Origin of the sequence: Pelosinus fermentans JBW45 (genome assembly GCF_000271665.2) — a bacterium.
Lineage (GTDB): Bacteria > Bacillota > Negativicutes > DSM-13327 > DSM-13327 > Pelosinus > Pelosinus baikalensis.
This window is the reverse complement of record NZ_CP010978.1, coordinates 2,292,313-2,315,805: the sequence shown is the minus strand read 5'-3', so window position 1 is coordinate 2,315,805 and position 23,493 is coordinate 2,292,313. Positions and strand designations below refer to the sequence as shown.

Below are 23,493 nucleotides of genomic sequence, written 5' to 3'. Positions count from 1 at the left end.
GACCAAGGCAGGAAAATAATCTTGCTTATAACCTTGCCAATAAAGATTTTATATCTTCTAAGTAATTATTTACATCGAAATACAATACTTCTCCTGTACGTCTTACTTTCACTTCAATTATATTCTCATTAATTGTTTTTGGTCCAACTGTAACTTTTAAAGGATATCCAATCAGATCAGCATCTTTAAACTTCACTCCAGGTCGCTCATTACGATCGTCAAAGACAGCCTCAATACCTGACGCATTTAATGTTTTATAGATTGAATTTGATAAAGACATCTGTGCCTCATCTTTAGGGCTAATCGGCACAATGATAACATGATATGGTGCTATCGCTGCCGGCCAAATAATTCCATATTCATCGTTATTTTGCTCAATTGTTGCAGCCATAGTGCGACTCACACCGATGCCGTAGCACCCCATAACCATAGGCTGCTCTCTCCCATTCACATCTAGATAGGTAGCTTTCAACGCTTTACTATATTTAGTATGCAGTTTGAATACTTGACCGACTTCAATCCCTCTGGCAGTTTTCACTGGTAAGCTGCAATGAGGACAAGGATCATTTTCTTGAATTAAACGAATATCAGCAATGATCGTAGGAGAAAAATCACGTTTAGCATTTACGTTGCAGTAATGTTTATCAGGAGCATTTGCCCCACAAACAGCATTATATTGGTTCATAACAGTAGAATCAGCAATAAGCATTGGAATTTTTATGCCAACCGGACCAATAAAGCCCGGAGTACTACCTAGGGTTTCCACTATTGTCTTTTCATCTGCTAACTCAATTGTTAAACAATCCACTAGATTCTGCAATTTAATTTCATTGACTTCGTGGTCACCACGAACTAGGGCTACTACAACGCCCTTATCAGTATTATACACAAGAGTCTTAATTGCCTTATCAGCGTTAATTCCTAATAGAGTTGTTACTGCTTCTATGGATTTGGTCCCTGGTGTATCAACGATACTTAAGGCTTTTAATTCCTCTTTTGGTATTGAGATAGCTTTTAATTCCGCTTTTTCCACATTTGCCGCATATTCACATGATGGACAATATACAATAGCAGCTTCACCTGAATCAGCAATAACCATGAACTCATGAGTACCGCTGCCGCCAATTGCCCCACCATCAGCTTCCACAGCCCTAAATGTTAACCCACAACGATTGAAAATAGTAGTATAGGCTTCATACATTTGATCATAGCTTTTAGCAAGACCTTCCTCATCTTTATCAAAAGAATATAAATCTTTCATAATAAATTCGCGCCCACGCATTAATCCAAAACGGGGACGTCGTTCATCACGATATTTATTTTGAATTTGATAAAGCTTCAAAGGCAATTGCCGGTACGAGCGTACATCTGAGCGTACCAATGTAGTAATCATTTCTTCATGAGTAGGTCCAAGACAAAAATCCCGGTTATGCCGGTCCTTCAATCTGAACATTTCATCACCATATACATCCCAACGACCAGTTTCCTGCCACATTTCTGCTGGCTGGATAATTGGCATCAATAATTCCTGACCACCTTTAGCATCCATTTCTTGGCGCACAATATTTTCAATTTTTCTAAGTACTCTCAAAGCCAATGGCATATATGTATAAACTCCACCAGCGGCTTTGCGGATCATACCGGACCGCAGCATAAGTTGATGGCTTACTACTTCGGCTTCCGCTGGAGTTTCCCGTAATGTAGGAGCATATAATTGTGATACAAGCATAGTTTAATTGTCCTCCTCGATGAGTTTGTCAATTTCTGTGAATAATGCTGTTACTAACTGATCTTCTGAAACTCTTTTTACGATCTCACCTTTACGAAATACCAATCCTTGCCCCTTGCCGCCTGCAATTCCAACATCTGCTTCCTTTGCTTCACCAGGACCATTCACAACACATCCCATAACAGCAACTTTAAATGGCTTACGTACTTGGCTAAGTTTTTGCTCAACTTGTTCCGCGATTTCTGCCAAATTGATATTACACCGTCCACAAGTAGGGCATGAAATCAAAGTTGGTCCATATTCTCTTAATCCTAAAGACTTTAATATTTCATTTGCAGCTTTTATTTCTTCCACAGGATCACCTGTTAGGGATACGCGAATAGTATCGCCAATACCTTGTGCTAATAAAGCACCAATACCTACCGCTGATTTAATCATTCCCGATTTTATGGTTCCAGCTTCCGTAATTCCCAAATGCAAAGGATAATTAACTGTTTCAGACATCAACCGATAAGCATTAATAGTCATAGGAACATCGTTGGCTTTTAACGATACTTTAATATCTCGAAATTCTAATTTTTCTAAGATAGCAATATGCTGCATCGCACTTTCTACCATGCCAGCAGGCGTAGGGTGCCCGCCATATTTCTCTAGAATACTTTTTTCTAAAGAGCCGGCATTCACCCCAATACGAATCGGAATACTTCGTTTTTTTGCTTCTTTAACAATGATTGCAACATGATTTGCCTCAGCAATATTGCCAGGATTAATCCGCAGAGCATCAACACCATTTTCCATTGCAGCAATTGCTAAACGATAATCAAAATGAATATCTGCAATTAGAGGTATCTGTACTTTTGATTTAATTTCTTTTATTGCTAATGCTGCTGACATATCTGGTACCGCTAAACGCACTATATCACACCCTGCTGAACCCAACTGCATAATTTGAGCTACTGTATCTGCTACATCATCAGTTTTGGTATTTGTCATAGATTGAACAGAGATAGGAGCTGTACCACCAACCATTACCTTGCCAACATATACAGGGTTTGTCATTCTTCGTTGCATAAATTCTGTCATTTCTTCACCTCAAAAATCTACGATCTAGGCGGCAATTAATTTACTTAAATAAATTTAAATTCCCCTTGATTTCATCTTTCTAAAAAGTTTTCTCGTTCTTAAAAAATCTTTAATCTAGAAATATCTTTAAAGGTAGCTACTAAAAATAAAAGCATCAATAAGGCAAAGCCAATCATTTGTATAAATTGCATATGTTTTTTCTCTAAGGGCTTACCTCTTAATCCCTCTACGACTAAGGTTACAAGATGCCCGCCATCAAGCATAGGTACTGGTAACAAATTAATCAGTCCTAAGTTTATGCTCAAAAATGCAGCAAACTGCAGTAGAGGAATCAAGCCTAATTGCGCAACTTCACCCGCCATTTGCGCCACACCAATTGGACCAGCTACTTCAGCAGCAACCTTTCCTGTAATCATTTGCGCAATGCCAACAACCATACTACTCGCTACTACATATGTTTGCTTAGCAGCTAAGCCAAATGCTTCGATAAAACCCGGATGATATTTTTCAATTTGCGGCATCACACCTATAATGCCTCGATTGGCTTTTTCGTCAAATTCTGGAGTTACTACCGTTGTTTTAATTTCACCATTATGTTGATATTTTAATGATAGTTTATTACCAGCATTTATTTGTACAATATTTACAAATTCTCTCCATGATGTAATTTCTTGATTATTCACCGCAATGATTGTATCACCAAGGGATAATCCTGCCTGCGCTGCAGGCTTATCAGCAAAAACATTACCGACAATGGGAGAGCTTGAAGGAGTATCAATACCTGAGCTCAAAAAAATTGTCAAAAATAATAGGATTGGCAACACAAAATTCATTGTTGATCCAGCTACAATTACTAACATCCTGGCAGGAATCGATTTTGCATTAAAAGAGCGATCATCTTGCTCCTCATCAGGATCCATACCTGCAATTTTATTGAAACCGCCTAATGGTATAATGCGCCAAGAATATAGCGTCTCACCATGCTTATAACTAATTACTTTAGGACCAAAGCCAATCGCAAACTCATCTACTCGCATACCAGTCATTTTTGCGGTAACGAAATGTCCTAATTCATGAACGAATACCAACAGTCCAAATACAAAAATGGTAGCAACGGTTGTCATCAACAATAGAATCACTCCTATCTTCTTATTATATACCTATTTAATAGCTTTTAGAATTTCTTGAGCCTGCACGCGCGACCACAAATCGGCACTACAAATGTCATTTAGATCAGGCATCATAGTGACCTTATGACTTTCCATTACGCTTCTTATCACCAAGAAAATATCCAGATAACGAATTTTCCCTTGCAGAAAAGCATAAACGGCTTCCTCATTGGCTGCATTGAATACACATGGCAATGTTCCTCCTGTATTCCCTGCAGTAAAAGCAAGTGGCAATATGGGGAAGTTAACCATATCAGGTGCGGAAAAAGTTAATGCAGATAGTGTTTTAAAATCAAGTTTGGGATACTCTGTAGCAAATCTTTCAGGATAAGTAAGGGCATATTGAATCGGCACTCTCATATCCGGTTTTCCTAATTGAGCCATAACAGATCCATCTACAAATTCAACCATAGAATGAACAATACTTTGAGGATGTACAACAACCTCAATTTGAGAATATGGAACATCAAATAACCATCGAGCTTCAATTACTTCCAATCCTTTATTTGCTAGCGTAGAAGAATCCACAGTAATTTTTTTCCCCATTGACCAATTCGGATGCCGTAAGCAATCCTCTATAGTAACATGCTCTAATTCTTCTCTTTTCAAACCATGAAAAGGACCGCCTGAAGCAGTAAGAAGAATGCGATTGATTTTTTTTCTACTTTCCCCCTGCAGACATTGAAAAATTGCACTATGTTCACTGTCTACGGGAAGAATCTTTACATGGTTGTCTTGTGCAAGCTGAGTTACCAACTCACCGGCAGCTACCAATGTCTCTTTATTCGCTAATGCAATATGTTTGCCAGCCTTAATTGCCGCCAAAGTAGGTTTTAAACCAGCAAACCCAACTAAAGATGTTAATACAGTATTCACATTTTCGTGAATAGCTGCTTCTAATAATCCTTCTTCACCAGTTAAAATAATTGTTGATCCCGAATATCTTCTGGTAAGCCTGTCTGCTGCATTCTTATCAACCAATACAGCTATTTTAGGGTTAAAATATTCAATTTGCTTCTCTAATAAAATATCATTATGATAAGCAGCTAATGCAGTTACACAAAATTGATCTTGATTAGCTGCAATAACTTCTAAAGATTGTGTGCCAATAGAACCAGTGCTGCCTAAAATTGCTATAGATTGCATTGTAAAAATCTCCCTTAACCTACTTCTTAAATTATACACTAGAAATAAATTACCGTAATAGAAACATATGTATATAGTAATAAACAATAGGTACTGTAAATAATATACTATCAAAACGATCCAAAATTCCACCATGGCCTGGCAATAATTTTCCAGAATCTTTTACTCCTGCAAAACGTTTTATCGCAGATTCTGCTAAATCTCCAATAGGCGCAATAACACCAACTACTAAACCCATGGCGATACTATGACTTACTGGTAACTTAAATAACAATCCTAACAGGGTAATCGCTAAAATACTACCGACGAGTCCCCCAATAGAACCTTCTACTGTTTTTGCTGGACTGATTGCTGGGCATAGCTTACGCCGCCCAAAACGCGACCCTACAAAATAAGCAAACGTATCATTCGCCCATGTTCCAATAAAGGCTAACCACAAATAGCTAGCTCCCATAGACAACGTCCCCACAGAAGTCGTTATATATAAAGAACTATCAGTATATCTTAAAAGCAATAAATGGGAAAAACCTACGCCAATATAAGTAATGCCAAGTATAGAAAAAGCTACATCAGCAACAGTAAACTTATTTCCTGACACTACCATATTTACTAGACATAATAGAGTGGCAAAAACGAATGTCATGGTCATTTCCTGAGAGTTGCCTAACCAGGCGCATCCTAGTATCAAAGCATTCATTAGAATTCCCAAATTATAAAATACTTTTATATTCTTATTACGCAGCATTGTATAAAATTCATGCCATGCCAATAATGTAAGAATCAAAATAGCAGCAGCAAATAACCACTCACCATAATGAATTACATAGATAGTAATAGGTATACCTATTACTGCTGTTAAAACCCGTCTCCCCAGCATTCAAGCACCTACCTGTAACCTTATTTTTTTAATCCCCCAAATCTTCGTTCTCGTTTCTGATAATCCACAATAGCCTGTAGAAAATGATCAGGCTTAAAGTCAGGCCAATAAATATCAGTAAACCAGAATTCTGCATACGCTGATTGCCATAATAAAAAATTACTGATTCGAAAATCACCACTAGGTCGAATGATCAAGTCAGGATCAGGTAAACTGGCTGTATATAAATTTTCCATTATGCTTTTTTCACTAATATCGCCAGGTAAAATTTCGCCTCTAGCAACCTTTTCGCCAATCATCTGAACAGAACGTACAATTTCTGCTCGCCCACCATAATTGACTGCTAAATTAAAAACTAACCCTGTATTATTCTCAGTATGTATCTGGGCCTTTTCAACTTTTTGTTGTAATGCAGTAGCTAATTCATCTATTTTGCCAATAAAGCGAATTTGTACATTTTTTTGATGCAATTCATCAATTTCGCTTTCAAGATATTCAGAAAATAAGCGCATTAATAAGTTCACTTCATCTTCCGGTCTTTTCCAATTTTCAGTAGAAAATGCATATGTGGTCAATACTTTCAAATTCATATTAACAGCCGTTGTAACAATATGTCGTAAACTTTCTACACCTGCTCGATGACCAAAAGTACGCGGCAATCCTTTTCGTTTAGCCCATCGCCCATTTCCATCCATGATAATAGCAACGTGTTGGGGTAAATTTCCTTGTTCTACTACATTTTTTGTATCAATCTTCTCTTTTTTTTTGTTAAACCATTTTTCCCACATGTTATGACCTCCAAGATAATCTAACAAGCAACTAAACCCCCTCTTGCGAGGGGGTTCCAGTCATGGAGCCAAAATAGCACCAACAGGGCAAACCGCCGCACAGGCACCGCATTCTACACATTTTGTTAAAATGGTAAATATGACATTCCCTTCATTCAAAACATATACTTACAGAAAAAGCTACTTTACAACTATTTTCAAGGTTATATTTATCACTGCAAGTTAACATTTAACATTTTCTCTCCCCATCTTAGCAGCAGCTACCAGATGATACACGCCATCATGAAACTGCTGCCGTATAACATAAAAGCAATCCTCTGTTAATCCCGATATGTGACGTGTTGGACGAGTCACAATTACCGTATATTGTATCTGTGCTTCATTTAGCTGCTTTTCTGCTACATATAAGGATTTTGCTACTACATCTATCATATTATACTTCCATGATCTCTTTTTCTTTAGCATTCATAATAGTATCGACTTCCTTTACGTACTTATCAGTCAGTTTCTGCATATCATCCTGAGCTTTCTTTACGTCATCTTCGGATATCGCTTTATCTTTCTCAAGCTTTTTTATTGCATCATTTGCATCGCGCCGAGAATTACGAATGACAATTCGGCTATCCTCAGCTTTCTTATGAACAACCTTCACAAGTTCTATACGACGCTGCTGCGTCAATTGTGGTATATTCAATCGAATGACGACTCCATCACTGTTAGGTGTAAGCCCTAAATCTGATTTTAAAATTGCTTTTTCAATCTGCGCAATCATCGATTTTTCCCATGCTTGAATTGTAATCATCCGTGGTTCAGGTACAGCAATGTTTGCCACTTGATTTATCGGTGTGGGCGTACCATAATAATCAACTGTAATCTTATCTAACAATGCAGGCGTAGCTCGCCCTGCACGCAAAGTAGATAATTCTCTGCGCAAAGCATCAATTGCTTTCTTCATTTTTTCGGTATTGCTATCATATATTTCCTTAATTAACATTTTTATCCCCCCACAACAGTACCAATATCTTCTCCAAGGGCAGCCTTCAAAATATTCCCCGGCTCGTCAATACTAAACACAATAATGGGAATTTTATTATCCATACACAAACTAGTGGCAGTTGAATCCATAACACCTAAACCTCGTTTTAGAACCTCAATATATGCTAACTCTTTAAACTTTTTAGCTTCCGGATTTAAACGAGGATCAGAATCATATACACCATCCGTATTCTTTTTCGCCATAAGAATTACATCTGCTTCAATTTCCGCTGCTCTAAGCGCAGCTGTTGTATCGGTAGAAAAATAAGGATTACCAGTACCTGCAGCAAAAATAACTACACGATTTTTTTCTAAATGGCGAACAGCCCGACGACGGATATATGGCTCAGCAATTTGACGCATTTCGATTGCAGTTTGCACACGGGTATCCACATCACATTGTTCTAGAGCATCCTGAAGAGCCAGAGAGTTCATTACAGTAGCTAGCATTCCCATATAATCAGCAGCAGCTCTATCCATTCCTTTAGCACTTCCAGACAAGCCACGCCAAATATTTCCCCCACCAACGACCACTGCAACTTGTAAGTTTGTATTTCTAATTTCTTTTATTTGGCGAGCGATAGAGTCAACAATAACTGGATCAATACCATATCCCTGCTGCCCAGCCAAAGCTTCACCACTAAGCTTCAAAATTACACGCTTATATTTTGATGTAAGCAAACAAATCCCTCCATCCTTCCATTGAATTCTACAAAACTACACTAAATCCTCTAATACATTTAAGAAAAGACAAAGCCTTTACCTTATCTTATAAGATATAGAAATAAGCTTTGTCCTTCCAAATTTGAAATCAAAATTTAATATACTCTGATTCCTTAAAAATAAGAGAACACTGCAGTGTTCTCTTATTTTTTAACAGCAGCCATTACTTCAGCAGCAAAATCATTGCTTTTTTTCTCGATGCCTTCACCAAGCTGATATCTGGTAAATCTGCGAATGGAGATATTCTCACCAATTTTAGAGATATTTTCATTAATAAGTTGAGTAATTGTCTGATCTGGATTTTTGATAAAAACTTGTTCCATTAGACAGACTTCTTTGTAATATTTTTCAACCCTGCCTGTAATCATTTTTTCCACAATATTGGCAGGCTTACCTTCATTTAGAGCTTGGGCCTTAAGAATTTCTTTTTCATGCTCTAACACTTCTACAGGTACTTCTTCACGACGTACACATGTAGGATTTGTAGCAGCAATTTGCATTGCAATATCTCTTGCTAAATCTTTAAATTTATCTGTTTTTGCAACAAAGTCAGTTTCACAATTGATTTCAACCATTACACCAATACGTCCGCCACCATGTATGTAAGCTTCAATAACACCTTCTGAAGCAATTCGGTCTGCTTTTTTAGCAGCAGCTGCTAAGCCTTTTTCACGTAAATAGTCAATGGCTTCATCAAGATTACCTTTTGTTTCAGTTAGGGCTTTTTTGCAATCCATCATGCCTGCACCAGAACGTTGGCGCAATTCTTTTACCATTTCAGCAGTTACCATATAAAGTCCCCCTATCTATTATTAAAGGTAAGAGGGAAAAATATTATTTTTCCCCTTACCTTTATCTAAATACAATTACTCAGCTTCTTCTACTTGTTCACCTTGTCTAGCTTCCAAAACAGCATCTGCCATTTTAGCTGTAAGCAATTTAACAGCACGAATAGCATCATCATTACCTGGAATGACATAGTCAATTTCGTCTGGATCACAATTAGTATCTACAATCGCTACAATAGGTATACCAAGCTTCTTTGCTTCAGCAACAGCAATGCGTTCTTTACGAGGATCAATAATAAATAATGCTCCTGGTAATTTAGTCATATTTTTAATACCGCCAAGGAACTTTTGTAATCTTTCCATCTCATGACGAAGAGTAATAACTTCCTTTTTAGACAGTACTTCAAACAGCCCTTCTTCTTCCATTTTTTCCAATTCTTTTAAACGTCCAATACGTTTTTGAATGGTCTGAAAGTTTGTCAACATGCCACCGAGCCATCTTTCATTGATGTAGTACATGTTACTTCTAACTGCTTCTTCTTTTACTGCATCTTGAGCTTGTTTTTTCGTTCCAACAAATAAAATTGTTTTATCTTGTGCAATTTCACGCACAAAATTATAGGCATCTTCCACTTTCTTGACTGTTTTTTGTAAGTCAATTATGTAGATACCATTACGCTCCGTAAAAATATAAGGAGCCATTTTAGGGTTCCACCTTCTAGTTTGATGTCCGAAATGAACACCTGCTTCTAAAAGCTGTTTCATAGAAATTACTGACATACTTACACCTCCTGTTAAATTACCGCCGCAATCCGCATTTTCTATTTATCACCAACATGTTGTTAGCACAGTAAATAAAATTAGATTGCGTGTGGATTTACAACACGAATCATTATATCATAGTTATTTTTATATAACAAGATATTATACAAGAACTTTGCATTTTTTTAATACTCCATTTACTTTTTATGTAACTGCAGTAGCAGAATGATTTCACTTTTACTTATTCCTGTCGTTTTTGCAATTTCAATGCTACTATATCCTTGCTCAGCCAAAGCTAATACAGAGTCACGCTTATGATTACGTATGATTTCTTTATCATTATCTATCACCTTATAGTTTTTATCTATCGGCTCCTGTATCGGATTTAGTTGCTGAGAAGAGGTTTCTATATTTTCTTCTTTCATTTTTTCTGAAAAATTTGACAACTTTCGAAATAAATGCTCATCCTTAATCTCTTTATCTAAAAGCTTTTCCGCCATCATCATTTTTTTATCTAATCCCGCAATCTTTGCATCCGCTGCTATTAATATATGCTCTAAGTAACGAATCTTTTCTTCCAGTCGTTGAATGACAACTTCAGCTGTTTCCTCTATCTGCTCTTGAAATTGAGTCGTAGAAGATGCAATTTCAAGAGAAAATAAGTTTAATAGCATTTGTCGCTTATACAACACAAAAACAATAAGAAATATAATAACTAGTACAACAATAAAAAGATTAGAAAACATACTCTCACCTCATAAGTTCTCGATAACAACAACATTGTCTCATGTTTTTATATCAATGATATGACCCCGAACGGGATCGTTATTAGAAGCCCGATTTACCTTGTCTTTTTCAATACTGCTCTCATCATTCTGCCTAGGTTTTTGTTCATTCGGAGAATGCTTCTCTTCCTTGGCCTCCTTGTCGCGTCCAACTTTGCCGCCTTCATTTTTAGCTGCACTTTGTACCTGGTGCTGACGATTTGTAGAAATATCATTCCATTGCCCAGCAACATGTTGCTGCTGTAGAGTTTCTTGACGATTGGCAAGATTTTGAGCCTTGCCTACTTCAGTAGCTTTGGGAATCAACACTTGCAACTCTATTGGATTAATAGACATTGTCCCACCACCTTATACCTGATACAATAGAAAAAATCCAACTATATTATTTAAACGTACCAATTTTTATTTCGCCATCTTCTGCATATAAAGAGCTAAATTTTAAAATATCGCGTATTGGCTTAACCAATGTACCGATTACAACTTTAACTCCAGGGTACATAATTTCAGCTACCTTTATGCGTCCAGTACGCATTTCTTCGAACTCACCTTCAATGACGGCCATTCGAGTACGCATCGTTTCAACTTGTCCTACTAAATGAAATTGAGCTTTTGTTAATTTCAAAAGCATTTCTCGTTTCTCAGGAGGTATCGTATGTTGATCCATTGATCGTAAAATACTCAACGCCTTTTGTGCCTGTTCAAGATTAATTTCAACTTTTTTCATTTCACGACGTATATGTTGATATTCTTCCCGCAATGATGGGTTTACGCCAACTTCTAGTTCTGTACTGGTTGACATCTGAGTGCCAATCACTTTAGCACGAATTTCTTCTCCAGCCATAATCGTCCCACCAGTAATCAAACCACGGCGTCCTTCTACTAAGATTTTTTTTCCCGCTGTTATCCGAGAATGAAGTATAACATCACTGACCAGAATATCCACTCCTGCATGAACAGTAGCATTTTCAATAAACTTAGCAACTACGTTTTCTTTCGCTTTAACATAACCGCGATGCATTCCTTGAATGCCCATTTTTATCACTACATTCTTTCCTTCTACAATACCGCCACTAACAGTACCAAAAATTTCCACATTGCCTTCAGCTTTTACTGAGAATCCCGGTTGCACAGATCCACGTATGGTGACATTACCGATAAATTCAATATTACCTGTCGAAACATCTACATCTTCTTTAATTTCAATAATCGGCATCACATTAATTTTATTATTGATCATCAAAATTTGTCCTGCTATATCAGCCACAATGGTATTCGTATCCACAACACTTACATTTTTCCCTATGGGAAGCAACATATCTTTGCCCGGTTTTGCAATAACGTTGTTACCTAATACATCCATTCCAGCAATTCCTGGTGTTGCTGGAATTTTTTCTGCCAAGAGATCTCCTTGTTGCACCGTCGTAAACAAATTTAAGTTTTTAAAGTCTACACTACCATCTTCCATTTCCTGAGGCCGACTTTTTGCAGCCAATATAAAATGATGTTTAATCTGGGCATTTGTACCATGCATTGGTGGTTGACCACAAGCAAATGTCACTCTTGTACCTGGAGATTCATAGGCCTGCTGAATGGCTTTATCATCAATTCCAAAAACAATACCACTAGCCTTGATTTTCTCAAGTACGGATTCCATGGTTAAAGGTGTACATCGTGGCGGCAACACAATTTCTAAAGCTGCTTCCATTTTGTCACGTGTCAAATTCACCTGGATTTCTGGATCAGGCTGAGGCTCTACTTTAGGCTTTTCTGCTACTTTTACCGGTTGCTCATCCGCCGCTTTAATGGCAGCAATGATTAAACTACGATTATATTCCGTTACTCCCTGCTTATTTAATTGTTCAAATATAGCTATTTCGTTTACAGAAGATGCACCATCTTCAATAGAGTGTATTTTTACAAATACACCACTATCATTGATATCAATTGAAAATCCAGGAATTTTATCATTTTTTTGTCCATCTTGAACCTCAACGTGTTCATCACCAATCATAGCTTGATATTCCCCCTTAACGGTGTCAAATAAAACTTGATTTAATCCGTGATAATGCTCCTCTTAATCGGAAAATTGATTTAGTGTGCAGCTGAGAAATACGCGCTTCAGACAATTTCAAAATTAAACTGATCTCTTTTAAGGTTAATCCTTCATAATAATACAAAGAAACAACTAATCTTTCTTTTTCAGGTAATTTATCGATTGTTTTGGCTAAGGCTTGCTTTACTTCTTCTATTTCAATTTGCTCTGACGGGTTCGTTAGGTGCGCAGAAGAGGTTTCTGTTTTTATAAATTCATCTAAAGGCATGATTGTACTAGCATTGAGCTGATTTAATAGAACATATAGTTCATTGACTGAAATACTAAGAGCTTCAGCAATCTCACTATCAGTCGCAGCACGCCCTAATTGATTTTCAAGCTTTGATACCGTTTGTTCATATTGTTTTGCCTTTTGGCGGATACTGGTTGGTACCCAATCTTGTGCACGAATGGCATCAAGCATAGAACCCCGAATACGAACAACGGCATAAGTTTCAAACTTAATTCCCCGCATCGGATCATATTTTTCAATTGCATCAAGTAAACCAAAAAAACCATTACTAATTAAATCGTCTTTATCTACATATTGTGGTAAGCTAATCGCAATGCGACTCGCAACTAACTTAACTAACGATAAGTAGTATTCAATCAGCTTTTCTCGTATTTCCACTTTCCTACTTTGCTGATATTCTAGCCACAATTTCATAATTTCTTCTATTTTAGCTTGCTTATTATCTAACATCTATGATTACCCCCATAAACCCACGTATATCTCATTCTTTGGGGCGCGTTATTTGTTCAAAACTAGTAGAGGTAAAAGGAGCAAATTCTGAATTCTCGGTAACGTCATCTGAAGGTTCATTTTCTTTTAGCTCATCCCTTTGAGACTTTTCTTCTAACTTCTTTAAAGCAATTTTTAAAAATCTTTCCACTATAAGTCCTATGCCATAGCCAATAAAACCAAAAATAGCAATTGAGACAATGATACGATAAATAATCGTTTCTATTCTAGCACCTTGCAACACACCGTTTAGTAGTGTCAGGGTACCAACAATGAGTGCTAAGCACAGAGCAGTACGCAACTTAAGCACCTTTATTCCTCCCTGATTATAGTTCTTTTTCACCTTTAGCAATTGTTTTTATGAGATAAATGCCTGTATCCAAATGTAATACTACAGTGCGCCCATAATTCCCACCAGTATCATCTGCGATTAATTTAATATCCATTTTTTTTAATAATATACGTACAGCTTCCGTATTACGCTCACCAACACGCATAACATCTGTTGCATTTGCAAAGGTAAACATTTGAGCTCCACCAGCAATTTTAGCTAAAATACGGTTTTTTGCAGCCCCCAGTTTAATCATTTCATCTAACATCAAAGGCAAAGCCGTATTTGCAAATTTAGCTGGATTTTCAGCTGAACGTGCTTGTGTACTATCAGGAAGCATAATATGAGCCAAGCCACCAATTTTAGCAGCTGTATCATATAGTGCGATACCAACACAAGAACCTAATCCATAACTTATAAGACTCGAGGGGTTACTACCAACTTTGTAATCAGCCATCCCAACTTTTATTAGTTCTGACATTATTCCTTCACCCCTATTGCCGCCAAAATGGTATTTAACGAACCAGGATCAGGAATCAAGAAAAAATGTCCTTTTACGCCATCACTCTCAGTGGTAAATTCGGTTTCAATTACGAGTGCATGGTCTCCCATTTGTCCTAACTGGATCAAAATAACGCTTAAGATAGCTCCAGCCATATCCATTGCCAAAGCTGGAATCGATGGTAATAACGTCAAAGAAGTAAAGTGGGATAATGCATTGAGATAAGCACCTGCAAGAATATTACCAATTTCCATCAACGCAGACTCATCCATAGAATTTAATGAGGTTGTATGCCCTTGCTCTCTCCCCATTAGCATGTCGACTAAATAAAAAGCACTATCACGAGGTAACAAAAATAAAATACTACTGGGAGCAGGACCAAATACACGTAAATATACACCTGCCACCATTGCATCTGGACCACCAACTACATCTGGCACCTCCCCTAAGGGCAGAATGGCAATTTTAGGGACTGTCATATCTATTTTACGATTAATAATTTGTGATAATGCTGTGGCGGAATTCCCAGCACCAACATTGCCAATTTCCCTTAATGCATCAAGCTGCAACATTGACAGTTTTAATATTTCATCAGACAATAGTTCCACCTCATTTTAAACTCAATAATTACACTACTTTTGTTTCTTGACCAACGCCAATAATTTCTTCTAAATTTAATAAAATGAGTAGTCGATTGTCCAATTTGCCTACTCCACTAAGATAACTTGCTGCCACACTCCCCGCTACAACATCTGGTGAATCAATATTTTCCTGATCAATTGTCATAACTTCTGAGACAGCATCCACGATCATGCCAACAGATAATTCATCTACTTTGACAATAATAATCCGTGTATCTTCTGTCAAGACTTGTTGGGGCAAATTCAAGCGTTTCTTTAAATCAATAACTGGTAAAACACTGCCGCGCAGGTTAATTACACCCTTAATATAATCTGGTGTATGAGGGACTCTTGTAATATCAGTAATCCGTTTTATTTCTTGCACTTGCAAAATACTGACACTATACTCTTCTTTACCTAGTTTGAAAACAACTAGCTGTACTTCGCTGCTTGCATAGCTTTTTTCTAACATGTGCTGCTCCTCCTTATTGGATTAATGAACCGATATCTAATATAAGTGCTACTTGACCATTACCCAAAATAGTTGCACCAGCAATAATTTTAATTCCGGCTAAAAGTTTTCCTAAGGATTTTATTACAATTTCCTGCTGCCCTATTAGATTATCAACAATAATTCCGGCACGCTGCTCTCCAATATGTACAATAACAACAAACAATTCTTCTTCCGTATGTTGATTGTCAGAATCAGGTATGTTAAGCACATCTGCTAAACGTACAATAGGGATAATTTGTCCTCGAAGCAGAATCACTTCTTTATTTTGTACTGTTTTAATATCAGAAGGCATAATATTGATGGTACTATCAATTGATCCTAGCGGAATTGCATAAATTTCTTCTGAAACTTTGACCAACAATGCTTGTATGATAGCTAGTGTTAACGGCAACCGAATTTTGAACTTGCTGCCTTCATTGACCTTGGTCTCAACATCAACCATACCACCAAGGGATTCAATTTTATTTTTTACAGCATCCATACCTACACCGCGCCCAGAAACATCCGTGACAACGGCAGCTGTAGAAAAACCTGGCAGAAATACTAAACGCACGGCTTCATTCGCATCCATAGCATCAGCTTCACCTTGAGAAATAAGACCTTTCTCAACAGCCTTACGTTTAATAATATCAGCGTTAATACCCTTGCCATCATCTTCGACCATAATAATTACATTATTACCTTCATGGCGAGCAATCAGGCGAATTTCACCAATAGGATTTTTACCTTTTTCTTCTCTTTCATTTGGATGTTCAATACCATGGTCAATGGAATTGCGCAATAAATGAACAAGTGGATCACCAATTTCATCAATAACAGTACGATCAAGCTCTGTTTCTTCACCTTGAATGATAAGGTTGATCTCCTTATTAAGATCGCGAGATAAATCTCTAACCATTCTTGGAAAACGGTTAAAAACTTGTCCTACAGGAACCATCCGTACTTTCATGACGACAGCCTGTAAATCAGTAGTTACTCGATCCATTTGTTCAATTGTTTCTACTAAATCTGTTAGCTTATGGGTAAGACCAATTTGTTCCAGTCGGGTCTTATTAATTACTAATTCACCGACAAGATTTAACAAGGTATCTAGTTTATCAATATCCACACGCACTGATTGACCACTTTTATTTTTCTTTTCTACAGTGGTTTGGGTATGCACAAGGACATTTCCATTTTTTTCAGCTTCGTCATCTTTTTTCATTGGTTCTATCGACTTTGGAGCAATAATTTCTCCCGTAGCATCATTAGGCAATATACATGGCAAAACAACCGCTTGGTCAATTTCTGAAATCGATAATACCGTGTGTTGAATTTTCTCTGCCTCACTACCTGATATCACAATCACTTGGAAGCTAAGAGAAAAATTTTCTTTTTCTAATTCTTCTACTGCTGGGATACTTTTGATTACTTCACCAATTTCATCTAACGCATTCATAACCATATAGGATCGGGCAGACTTTAAAAGACAACCTTCTCGCAAAGAAACTTGTACCTCATACGCCTGCATACCTTGATCACGTGCTTTTTTTATAACGGCTATTTCTGTATCACTAAGCTCGATTGAAGAAGATGCTCCTGGTGCTATGCTAACGGCTTCTGCTTTTACAGGAGTAGATAAAACAGCCTCTCCTTTAGCCAAGGCTTTAAGCTTAATAATCAATGGCTTGCTGTCAATAGAGCTTTCATTATTTGATGCAACACTTTCTACTAGTTGCTCTAAAGTATCAACACATCTAAAAATAGTATCAATAATATCATGGCTTGCCTTTAATTGACCTTTACGTAATAAATCCAATATATTTTCCATCTCATGTGTTAATTCTGCAATTGTTGTAAATCCCATAGTAGCTGACATACCTTTTATTGTATGAGCACTACGAAAAATTTCGCTAAGTACAGATAGGTTTTCAGGATCATTTTCTAAATCTAATACACAACTATTAAGAGTTTGCAAATGTTCTCGAGATTCTTCCAAGAACATTCCCATATACTGATTTGTATCCATCATTTCCACCTCCATAATTATTTGACAATAGCTTTAACAATTTCTGCAGCAATAGTTGAAAGTGGCGCTACTTTGTCAACCACACCGAGTTCAATCGCTGATTTAGGCATACCAAATACAACAGCTGTAGATTGGTCTTCGGCAATGGTGTAGCCACCCTTTTGCTTGATAGCCTGTATACCTTTAGCACCATCATGACCCATCCCCGTAAGAATTACTCCAACAGCATTCTCTCCATAAGCCTTGGCAACGGATTCCATCATAGGATCTACTGCTGGTCGGTGTCCGCCAATAGGAGGGTTCTGATTCAATTTCACAACTTTTTTATTACCTTCACGCTCGATGCTCATATGATGATCACCGGGGGCAATTAGAACTAACCCCGCACGTATAATATCATTGTGCTCAGCCTCTTTTACTGTCAAAGAGGATAAAGAATTTAAACGTTCAGCTAGGGATCGAGTAAATCCTGGGGGCATATGTTGAACAATAACTACACCGCAAGGTAAATTACCAGGTAATCTAGTAACAATCTCCTGGAGGGCCCTAGGACCTCCCGTAGATGTACCAATTGCTAAAATAGGCTCATTCGTGGATTGTTTAAAAGATTGAAATGAAAGATTCGTCATAGATGGTACTATTACCTTTACTTTACTTAATTGAGATACGTTTGCTTTAATTGCCGCCCGACTTTTGGCTACTATTTCAGTACTAATACCAGCTATATTAGAAATAACGCCTGCATTCTTTGCCACAAAATCAACTGCACCTAACTCTAAAGCGCTTAGCGTTGCATTTGCTCCAGCACTAGTAAGACTACTAAGCATCACTACAGGCGTTGGTATTTCCTTCATAATAATTTCTAGTGCTTGCAACCCACTCATAATTGGCATTTCAACGTCCATGGTAATTACATCAGGCTTAAATTGTTTTACTTTCTCTACAGCTTCTTTACCATTTCGCGCTGTGCCAACTACCAAAAAATCTAACTCAGCAGAAAATAGATCTGATAACAGCTTACGCATAAAAGCAGAATCATCAACAATTAATATTTTGATCATCATTCTACCTCCTGTAAGTTAGAGACCTCTTTGACGATGTTCCAACTGCTTTCTAAATATAAATCTACTTATTTTGTCACGCACGATATTACGCGTATCGACAAACTTGATACTGATCCAAAATAATTGTCGATCTTCTTGTGGTTTCTGCACTCGGATAACTTCACCATCTACCTCAAGGTCACCTTCCTCTGGAAGAGTCAGCGTCATATTTACTTTTGTCCCTATTTTTATTGATTGCTCGCATATAGCTTGCAATCCGCCACCGCTAAGATCCCGGGTCATTACCTTAAGATTAATAGCATTCTCTGCATCATCATCCAAAAAATACTCTATCTGCAGAGGTTGTGCTACATCAAAGCGAACGAAAGCTCTTAGCTGCGTTTTTTCAATTTCATAGGGCATTGTAACAATCCATACCGGTAAGGGATACATTCTCTTACTCAGAAATTTACTTTTAAAGATATAAACGCCACTCTCAGTAATAATTTTGCCATAAAATCCACGTCCGTTTTCCAGAAAAATAGGACGTCCCTTTTGCATCGGCATGGCAATTATCATCTCATTAGAAGTAAGTTCTTCAACACGACTAGTAAAACGTGGGGTATTGCTATTTTGGGATAACATAATTTCCAAACGTTGATTTACTTTTACTATCTGTTCCAAGCTAATAAATCTTTCCTCCTTACTAACACAAACTCACCGCATTAATCCTAATAACTTATTAAAGAAACCTTTAACCCCTGTAGTCTTACTACTAGCCCTGTCTAATAAACGATTGGCTATTTGTTCGATACAGCGTGCTGATGCAGTATTAGGAAATGCCAATAATAACGGTGTTTGCTTTTTTACAGCTCTTACTAGATTGCTATCTTCATAAACAAAACCAAGACTGCTGATTGTTAATCCCAAGAACTTAAGTGCTACTTTAATCAGCTTATCGGCTGCAATATTTCCTTCATCAGGCTCCATTACGCGATTAATCACTAGCTTTAATACAGCAGTTCCAGAGTGACTTACATAAGTTTTCACCATCGCATAAGCGTCAGTAATTGCCGTTGGCTCCGGAGTTGTTACAATAATTACTTCATCAGCAGCTACCACAAAATTCATTACACTTTTACTGATGCCTGCACCAGTATCAATCAAAATGATATCTGCTAAATCATCTAATAACGTAATTTTATTAATAATACGCGTAAGCTGTGAATCATCTAAATTTGCTAAATTATAAATCCCGGACCCACCTGACATAAATTTTATTCCAAGAGGCCCCTCTGTTATAATATCAATTAAGGAAAATCCACCTTCTAACAAATGCAGAATATTATACGGTGTTGAACACCCCAATATTACATCTACATTTCCCATTCCCAAATCAGCATCTATGATCAACACTCTTTGCCCTAATTTCGCCAGTGCCAGTGCTAAATTCACGGTAAAATTAGTTTTACCAACACCACCTTTACCACTAGTAACCGTAATGACCCTCGCATTGGTACGATTTGCTTTAATAACGGAGCTGCTTTTTTTTTCAGATGAACTTTGCACCATTTTTCGTAATTTTTCCGCTTGATCCCACATCATTACAAATCTCTCAAAATCAGTGGCGTCAATCTATTAATATCAACTAACTCTATATCATCGGGAACATTTTGCCCATTGGTTACATACGAAAGTGATATCGGAAATTGATATAATAGATTCACAATAGTGCCAATGTTTCGTGTTTCATCAATCTTTGTAAAAATGACTTTATGAGGCATACATATAGAAAATTTTTTTACAATATCTAAGGCATCCTTATATTTAGTAGTAGCACTTAATACTAAATATTTTTCAATCACATCATCGATATGTAAAAGTTTTGTCAGCTCGTCTAACTGCTCATCATTATGAGGACTTCGTCCAGCTGTATCAATTAATATCAACTGTTTGTCCTGATTACTATCTAATACCGCTTTAAGTTCATCGGCTGCATACACCACATGAATAGGAATCCCCATAATATCAGAATACGTCTTTAATTGCTCTACAGCAGAGATACGATAGGTATCAGCAGTTATTAGCGCAATTTGGTATCCTTCTTGAATTGCAAATTTAGCTGCCAATTTTGCAATGGTAGTAGTCTTACCTACCCCTGTTGGTCCAAAAAACGCCGCTATCTTTCTACCTTGTTCAGGGATCTTAATACCTTCTACACTTTTAAAACAAGTTTGAATCTGTGTAATAAGCAACTGTTTCAGTTCTGGACTCTCAACGTCAAAATTCGTATAATCCATTGGCAAATCATTTATAATTTGTTCTGCAATCTGTATATCAATGTCGTTATTCATTAACAGATCAAGAACAGAGGAATGTTCGCTGCCTGGAGGAATTTTAGATATTACTTTTTCAAGTAAACTACGCATACTAGCAAGTTCAGATTGTACAGCAACCTCTTCAACACAAGGCTCTGCCTTTTGGGGAGGTATGGTAGCAATAGAAGTATCAACAGCTGCTGTGACCTCTACCTCCTCCTTAGAGAAGAACCCCAAAAGGCCGCCTTTGCGAAATTTTCGTGTATGTAAAATAATTGCATCACGCCCCAAAGCACTTTTCGCCTGGGCGATCGCACTTTGCATAGAATCAGCAGTAAACACTCTAACTTTCAATTATACTCTCACCATCCCCAATGATTGCACATCAACCTTAGTCTCTAGTTCCGCATAAGATAAAACAATTAAATTAGGTACGCTGCGTTCAACTAATTTATAAAAATACGTTCTGATTGCCGGACTGGTGAGAATAATAGGCTGATAGCCAATGTTTGTTATTTTCGGCAATTCCTTTGATATACTCGATATAATGTTCTGCAGTACCTGTGGCTCAAGTACTACATAGGAACCACTTTCATTACGCTGGACTGCTCCTGCAATAAGATTTTCTAGCTGCGGATCAACGGTTATGCAGGTCAGCATATTATTCTGCGCATACTGCCGCGATATTTGCCTAGCCAATGCATGCCGCACATATTCCGTTAAAATATCAGTATCCTTAGTAATTTGAGCGTAATCAGCCAACGTTTCAAAAATAGTCACCATATCTCGAATGGAAATTCGCTCATGCAATAATTTTGCTAACACTTTTTGAATATCGCCAATGGATAATAAGGCAGGCGTCAACTCTTCTACTACTGCAGGATTATGTTGTTTTACAGAATCAACTAAAGTCTGAACTTCTTGACGGCCTAAGATTTCAAAAGCATAGGATTTGATAACTTCTGTTAGATGAGTGGCCAACACTGATACAGGATCTACTACCGTATATCCTGCAAGCTCAGCTTGTTCACGATTCGTCTCTTGAATCCATAAAGCTGGTAAACCGAAAGCGGGCTCTACCGTTTCAATCCCATTCACTTCTTCAAAAACAGTGCCTGAGTTCATCGCTAAATAATGATCTAATAATAATTCGCCTTTCGCAATCTCGATTCCTTTTAATTTTATTACATATATATTCGGTTTTAGTTGAATATTATCCCGAATGCGAATGGTAGGTACGATAAGTCCTAATTCTAAGGCGCATTGCCTACGAATCATAACTACCCGGTCTAATAAATCTCCTCCTTGAGAAATATCAACCATTGGTATTAAGCTATAACCAATCTCTAACTCCATTGTGTCAATTTGTAACAATGATACAATGTTTTCTGGATTGCGAACTTCTTCATTTTCCTTTTCCTCTAAATCAGTCTCTTGTGAATCTTGTTTATATTGAATCGTCCTTTCCAGTATATAACCAACTGCAAAACAAATAAGACCAAGACTTATAAAGGGAATTAGAGGCAAACCTGGAACAAACCCCATCACTGCCAATACCCCTGCAACAATAAAAAATACCCTCGGATTCGTAAAAATTTGCCCTACGAGATCCTTACCTAAATTAGACTCCGATGCAGCCCTTGTTACTACAATACCTGTTGCTGTAGATATTAAAAGTGCTGGAATCTGGTTTACTAATCCTTCCCCTACCGTCAACAACGTATAACTATGTAAAGCTTCTAGCACGCCTAAATCCCGCTGAACCATACCGATAATAAAACCACCAACGATATTAATCACAATAATAATGATTGCTGCTATCGCATCACCTTTTACGAACTTACTGGCACCATCCATTGCACCATAAAAATCAGCTTCCCGCTGAATCTTAACGCGACGCTGCCGCGCTTCATTATCGGTAATAGCGCCAGAATTTAAATCAGCATCAATGCTCATCTGTTTACCAGGCATAGCATCCAATGTAAATCTGGCAGCAACCTCGGCAACACGCTCAGATCCCTTGGTGATTACTAAAAATTGTATAATAATTAAAATAACAAACACAATAAAACCAACAATGGCATTACCACCGACAACAAAATTACCAAACGCCATAATTACTTCACCAGCATAGCCATCCAGCAAAATAAGCCGGGTAGAAGATACATTCAGCGCTAAGCGAAATAAGGTGGTGATCAATAGTAACGAAGGAAAAATCGAAAATTGCAATGGTTCTACATTGTAAACAGCAATCATTACAATCACAAGAGCCAAGGAAATATTTAACGCTAATAATAAATCTAATAAGAATGTTGGCAAAGGAATGATCATCATAATAACAATGGTAATAATTCCAAGGGCTACTATAATATCACTATATTTAGTTAGTTTACTTAAACCTGGAAAAGGCGATGTTTGCGTAGCCATTTTTTACTCCT

At 37.3% G+C, this 23,493-nt stretch carries 26 protein-coding genes; all 26 read right to left on the bottom strand.

Annotated features, from left to right (window positions below):
* Positions 1-25 precede the first annotated feature (25 nt).
* The 26 genes from JBW_RS10010 to flhA all read right to left on the bottom strand — a co-directional run bounded on the left by JBW_RS10010 (position 26) and on the right by flhA (position 23,482).
* Entirely contained in the window at positions 26-1,729 is a 1,704-nt protein-coding gene (locus tag JBW_RS10010) for a proline--tRNA ligase (protein WP_007953563.1), read from the bottom strand.
* Positions 1,730-1,732: 3 nt separating this feature from the next.
* Positions 1,733-2,812 (bottom strand): flavodoxin-dependent (E)-4-hydroxy-3-methylbut-2-enyl-diphosphate synthase, encoded by a 1,080-nt coding sequence (ispG, locus tag JBW_RS10005; RefSeq protein WP_007953566.1) that lies wholly within the window; start codon positions 2,810-2,812, stop codon positions 1,733-1,735.
* A 98-nt stretch (positions 2,813-2,910) separates the two neighbouring features.
* Positions 2,911-3,942 (bottom strand): RIP metalloprotease RseP, encoded by a 1,032-nt coding sequence (rseP, locus tag JBW_RS10000; RefSeq protein WP_007953569.1) that lies wholly within the window; start codon positions 3,940-3,942, stop codon positions 2,911-2,913.
* Positions 3,943-3,972: 30 nt separating this feature from the next.
* On the bottom strand, positions 3,973-5,127 hold the full coding sequence (locus tag JBW_RS09995; RefSeq protein ID WP_007953571.1) for a 1-deoxy-D-xylulose-5-phosphate reductoisomerase: 1,155 nt from the start codon (positions 5,125-5,127) through the stop codon (positions 3,973-3,975).
* A 49-nt stretch (positions 5,128-5,176) separates the two neighbouring features.
* Positions 5,177-6,004 (bottom strand): phosphatidate cytidylyltransferase, encoded by an 828-nt coding sequence (locus JBW_RS09990; protein WP_007953573.1) that lies wholly within the window; start codon positions 6,002-6,004, stop codon positions 5,177-5,179.
* 20 nt (positions 6,005-6,024) lie between these two features.
* On the bottom strand, positions 6,025-6,792 hold the full coding sequence (locus JBW_RS09985) for an isoprenyl transferase (protein ID WP_007953574.1): 768 nt from the start codon (positions 6,790-6,792) through the stop codon (positions 6,025-6,027).
* A gap of 60 nt (positions 6,793-6,852) precedes the next feature.
* On the bottom strand, positions 6,853-6,951 hold the full coding sequence (locus tag JBW_RS24015; RefSeq protein WP_071882483.1) for a 4Fe-4S binding protein: 99 nt from the start codon (positions 6,949-6,951) through the stop codon (positions 6,853-6,855).
* Between the two features lie 63 nt (positions 6,952-7,014).
* Complete coding sequence (locus JBW_RS09980; protein WP_007953575.1) at positions 7,015-7,224, bottom strand: hypothetical protein; 210 nt, start codon at positions 7,222-7,224, stop codon at positions 7,015-7,017.
* Position 7,225: 1 nt separating this feature from the next.
* Positions 7,226-7,786: a ribosome recycling factor gene (frr, locus tag JBW_RS09975; RefSeq protein ID WP_007953576.1), complete on the bottom strand. Its 561-nt coding sequence runs from the start codon at positions 7,784-7,786 to the stop codon at positions 7,226-7,228.
* A gap of 2 nt (positions 7,787-7,788) precedes the next feature.
* Positions 7,789-8,508 (bottom strand): UMP kinase, encoded by a 720-nt coding sequence (gene pyrH / locus JBW_RS09970; protein ID WP_007934806.1) that lies wholly within the window; start codon positions 8,506-8,508, stop codon positions 7,789-7,791.
* A gap of 185 nt (positions 8,509-8,693) precedes the next feature.
* A complete protein-coding gene (gene tsf / locus JBW_RS09965) occupies positions 8,694-9,341 on the bottom strand; it encodes a translation elongation factor Ts (RefSeq protein ID WP_007934807.1) in 648 nt (215 codons plus the stop codon).
* A 75-nt stretch (positions 9,342-9,416) separates the two neighbouring features.
* Positions 9,417-10,118, bottom strand: a complete 702-nt coding sequence (gene rpsB, locus JBW_RS09960) for a 30S ribosomal protein S2 (protein ID WP_007934808.1) — start codon at positions 10,116-10,118, stop codon at positions 9,417-9,419.
* Positions 10,119-10,297: 179 nt separating this feature from the next.
* On the bottom strand, positions 10,298-10,846 hold the full coding sequence (locus JBW_RS09955; protein ID WP_007953579.1) for a hypothetical protein: 549 nt from the start codon (positions 10,844-10,846) through the stop codon (positions 10,298-10,300).
* A 39-nt stretch (positions 10,847-10,885) separates the two neighbouring features.
* Positions 10,886-11,221 carry a hypothetical protein gene (locus tag JBW_RS09950; RefSeq protein WP_007953581.1) on the bottom strand — a complete coding sequence of 112 codons (336 nt, stop codon included), beginning with the start codon at positions 11,219-11,221 and terminating at the stop codon, positions 10,886-10,888.
* A 46-nt stretch (positions 11,222-11,267) separates the two neighbouring features.
* Positions 11,268-12,896: a DUF342 domain-containing protein gene (locus tag JBW_RS09945; protein ID WP_007953583.1), complete on the bottom strand. Its 1,629-nt coding sequence runs from the start codon at positions 12,894-12,896 to the stop codon at positions 11,268-11,270.
* 25 nt (positions 12,897-12,921) lie between these two features.
* Entirely contained in the window at positions 12,922-13,680 is a 759-nt protein-coding gene (locus tag JBW_RS09940) for a FliA/WhiG family RNA polymerase sigma factor (RefSeq protein ID WP_007953584.1), read from the bottom strand.
* Between the two features lie 31 nt (positions 13,681-13,711).
* Positions 13,712-14,029 (bottom strand): hypothetical protein, encoded by a 318-nt coding sequence (locus JBW_RS09935; protein WP_007953587.1) that lies wholly within the window; start codon positions 14,027-14,029, stop codon positions 13,712-13,714.
* A gap of 16 nt (positions 14,030-14,045) precedes the next feature.
* A complete protein-coding gene (locus JBW_RS09930; RefSeq protein WP_007953589.1) occupies positions 14,046-14,531 on the bottom strand; it encodes a chemotaxis protein CheD in 486 nt (161 codons plus the stop codon).
* Positions 14,531-15,151, bottom strand: a complete 621-nt coding sequence (locus JBW_RS09925; protein WP_007934818.1) for a chemotaxis protein CheC — start codon at positions 15,149-15,151, stop codon at positions 14,531-14,533. Before JBW_RS09925 ends, JBW_RS09930 begins: the two co-directional genes overlap by 1 nt.
* A gap of 28 nt (positions 15,152-15,179) precedes the next feature.
* Positions 15,180-15,644, bottom strand: a complete 465-nt coding sequence (locus tag JBW_RS09920) for a chemotaxis protein CheW (protein WP_007934823.1) — start codon at positions 15,642-15,644, stop codon at positions 15,180-15,182.
* A gap of 13 nt (positions 15,645-15,657) precedes the next feature.
* Complete coding sequence (locus JBW_RS09915; protein WP_007953591.1) at positions 15,658-17,697, bottom strand: chemotaxis protein CheA; 2,040 nt, start codon at positions 17,695-17,697, stop codon at positions 15,658-15,660.
* 14 nt (positions 17,698-17,711) lie between these two features.
* Positions 17,712-18,755 carry a protein-glutamate methylesterase/protein-glutamine glutaminase gene (locus tag JBW_RS09910; RefSeq protein WP_007953593.1) on the bottom strand — a complete coding sequence of 348 codons (1,044 nt, stop codon included), beginning with the start codon at positions 18,753-18,755 and terminating at the stop codon, positions 17,712-17,714.
* 18 nt (positions 18,756-18,773) lie between these two features.
* Positions 18,774-19,421, bottom strand: a complete 648-nt coding sequence (locus JBW_RS09905) for a flagellar brake protein (RefSeq protein ID WP_007953595.1) — start codon at positions 19,419-19,421, stop codon at positions 18,774-18,776.
* 33 nt (positions 19,422-19,454) lie between these two features.
* A complete protein-coding gene (locus JBW_RS09900) occupies positions 19,455-20,342 on the bottom strand; it encodes a MinD/ParA family protein (protein WP_007953597.1) in 888 nt (295 codons plus the stop codon).
* Complete coding sequence (locus tag JBW_RS09895) at positions 20,342-21,409, bottom strand: flagellar biosynthesis protein FlhF (RefSeq protein ID WP_007953599.1); 1,068 nt, start codon at positions 21,407-21,409, stop codon at positions 20,342-20,344. The genes JBW_RS09900 and JBW_RS09895 overlap by 1 nt, the downstream gene beginning before the upstream one ends.
* A complete protein-coding gene (gene flhA / locus JBW_RS09890) occupies positions 21,410-23,482 on the bottom strand; it encodes a flagellar biosynthesis protein FlhA (protein ID WP_007953600.1) in 2,073 nt (690 codons plus the stop codon).
* Between the last annotated feature and the right edge of the window lie 11 nt (positions 23,483-23,493).

Bases quoted from the DNA above. Each gene is read 5' to 3' on its own strand.
- JBW_RS09920 (WP_007934823.1), bottom strand. From the start codon at position 15,644: ATGTTAGAAAAAAGCTATGCAAGCAGCGAAGTACAGCTAGTTGTTTTC.
- JBW_RS09930 (WP_007953589.1), bottom strand. From the start codon at position 14,531: ATGTCAGAACTAATAAAAGTTGGGATGGCTGATTACAAAGTTGGTAGT.
- frr (WP_007953576.1), bottom strand. From the start codon at position 7,786: ATGTTAATTAAGGAAATATATGATAGCAATACCGAAAAAATGAAGAAA.
- JBW_RS09955 (WP_007953579.1), bottom strand. From the start codon at position 10,846: ATGTTTTCTAATCTTTTTATTGTTGTACTAGTTATTATATTTCTTATT.
- JBW_RS10010 (WP_007953563.1), bottom strand. From the start codon at position 1,729: ATGCTTGTATCACAATTATATGCTCCTACATTACGGGAAACTCCAGCG.
- flhA (WP_007953600.1), bottom strand. From the start codon at position 23,482: ATGGCTACGCAAACATCGCCTTTTCCAGGTTTAAGTAAACTAACTAAA.
- JBW_RS09900 (WP_007953597.1), bottom strand. From the start codon at position 20,342: ATGATGTGGGATCAAGCGGAAAAATTACGAAAAATGGTGCAAAGTTCA.
- ispG (WP_007953566.1), bottom strand. From the start codon at position 2,812: ATGACAGAATTTATGCAACGAAGAATGACAAACCCTGTATATGTTGGC.
- JBW_RS09980 (WP_007953575.1), bottom strand. From the start codon at position 7,224: ATGATAGATGTAGTAGCAAAATCCTTATATGTAGCAGAAAAGCAGCTA.
- tsf (WP_007934807.1), bottom strand. From the start codon at position 9,341: ATGGTAACTGCTGAAATGGTAAAAGAATTGCGCCAACGTTCTGGTGCA.
- rpsB (WP_007934808.1), bottom strand. From the start codon at position 10,118: ATGTCAGTAATTTCTATGAAACAGCTTTTAGAAGCAGGTGTTCATTTC.
- JBW_RS09990 (WP_007953573.1), bottom strand. From the start codon at position 6,004: ATGCTGGGGAGACGGGTTTTAACAGCAGTAATAGGTATACCTATTACT.
- JBW_RS09940 (WP_007953584.1), bottom strand. From the start codon at position 13,680: ATGTTAGATAATAAGCAAGCTAAAATAGAAGAAATTATGAAATTGTGG.
- JBW_RS09915 (WP_007953591.1), bottom strand. From the start codon at position 17,697: ATGATGGATACAAATCAGTATATGGGAATGTTCTTGGAAGAATCTCGA.
- JBW_RS09945 (WP_007953583.1), bottom strand. From the start codon at position 12,896: ATGATTGGTGATGAACACGTTGAGGTTCAAGATGGACAAAAAAATGAT.
- JBW_RS09950 (WP_007953581.1), bottom strand. From the start codon at position 11,221: ATGTCTATTAATCCAATAGAGTTGCAAGTGTTGATTCCCAAAGCTACT.
- JBW_RS09985 (WP_007953574.1), bottom strand. From the start codon at position 6,792: ATGTGGGAAAAATGGTTTAACAAAAAAAAAGAGAAGATTGATACAAAA.
- JBW_RS09995 (WP_007953571.1), bottom strand. From the start codon at position 5,127: ATGCAATCTATAGCAATTTTAGGCAGCACTGGTTCTATTGGCACACAA.
- JBW_RS09910 (WP_007953593.1), bottom strand. From the start codon at position 18,755: ATGATCAAAATATTAATTGTTGATGATTCTGCTTTTATGCGTAAGCTG.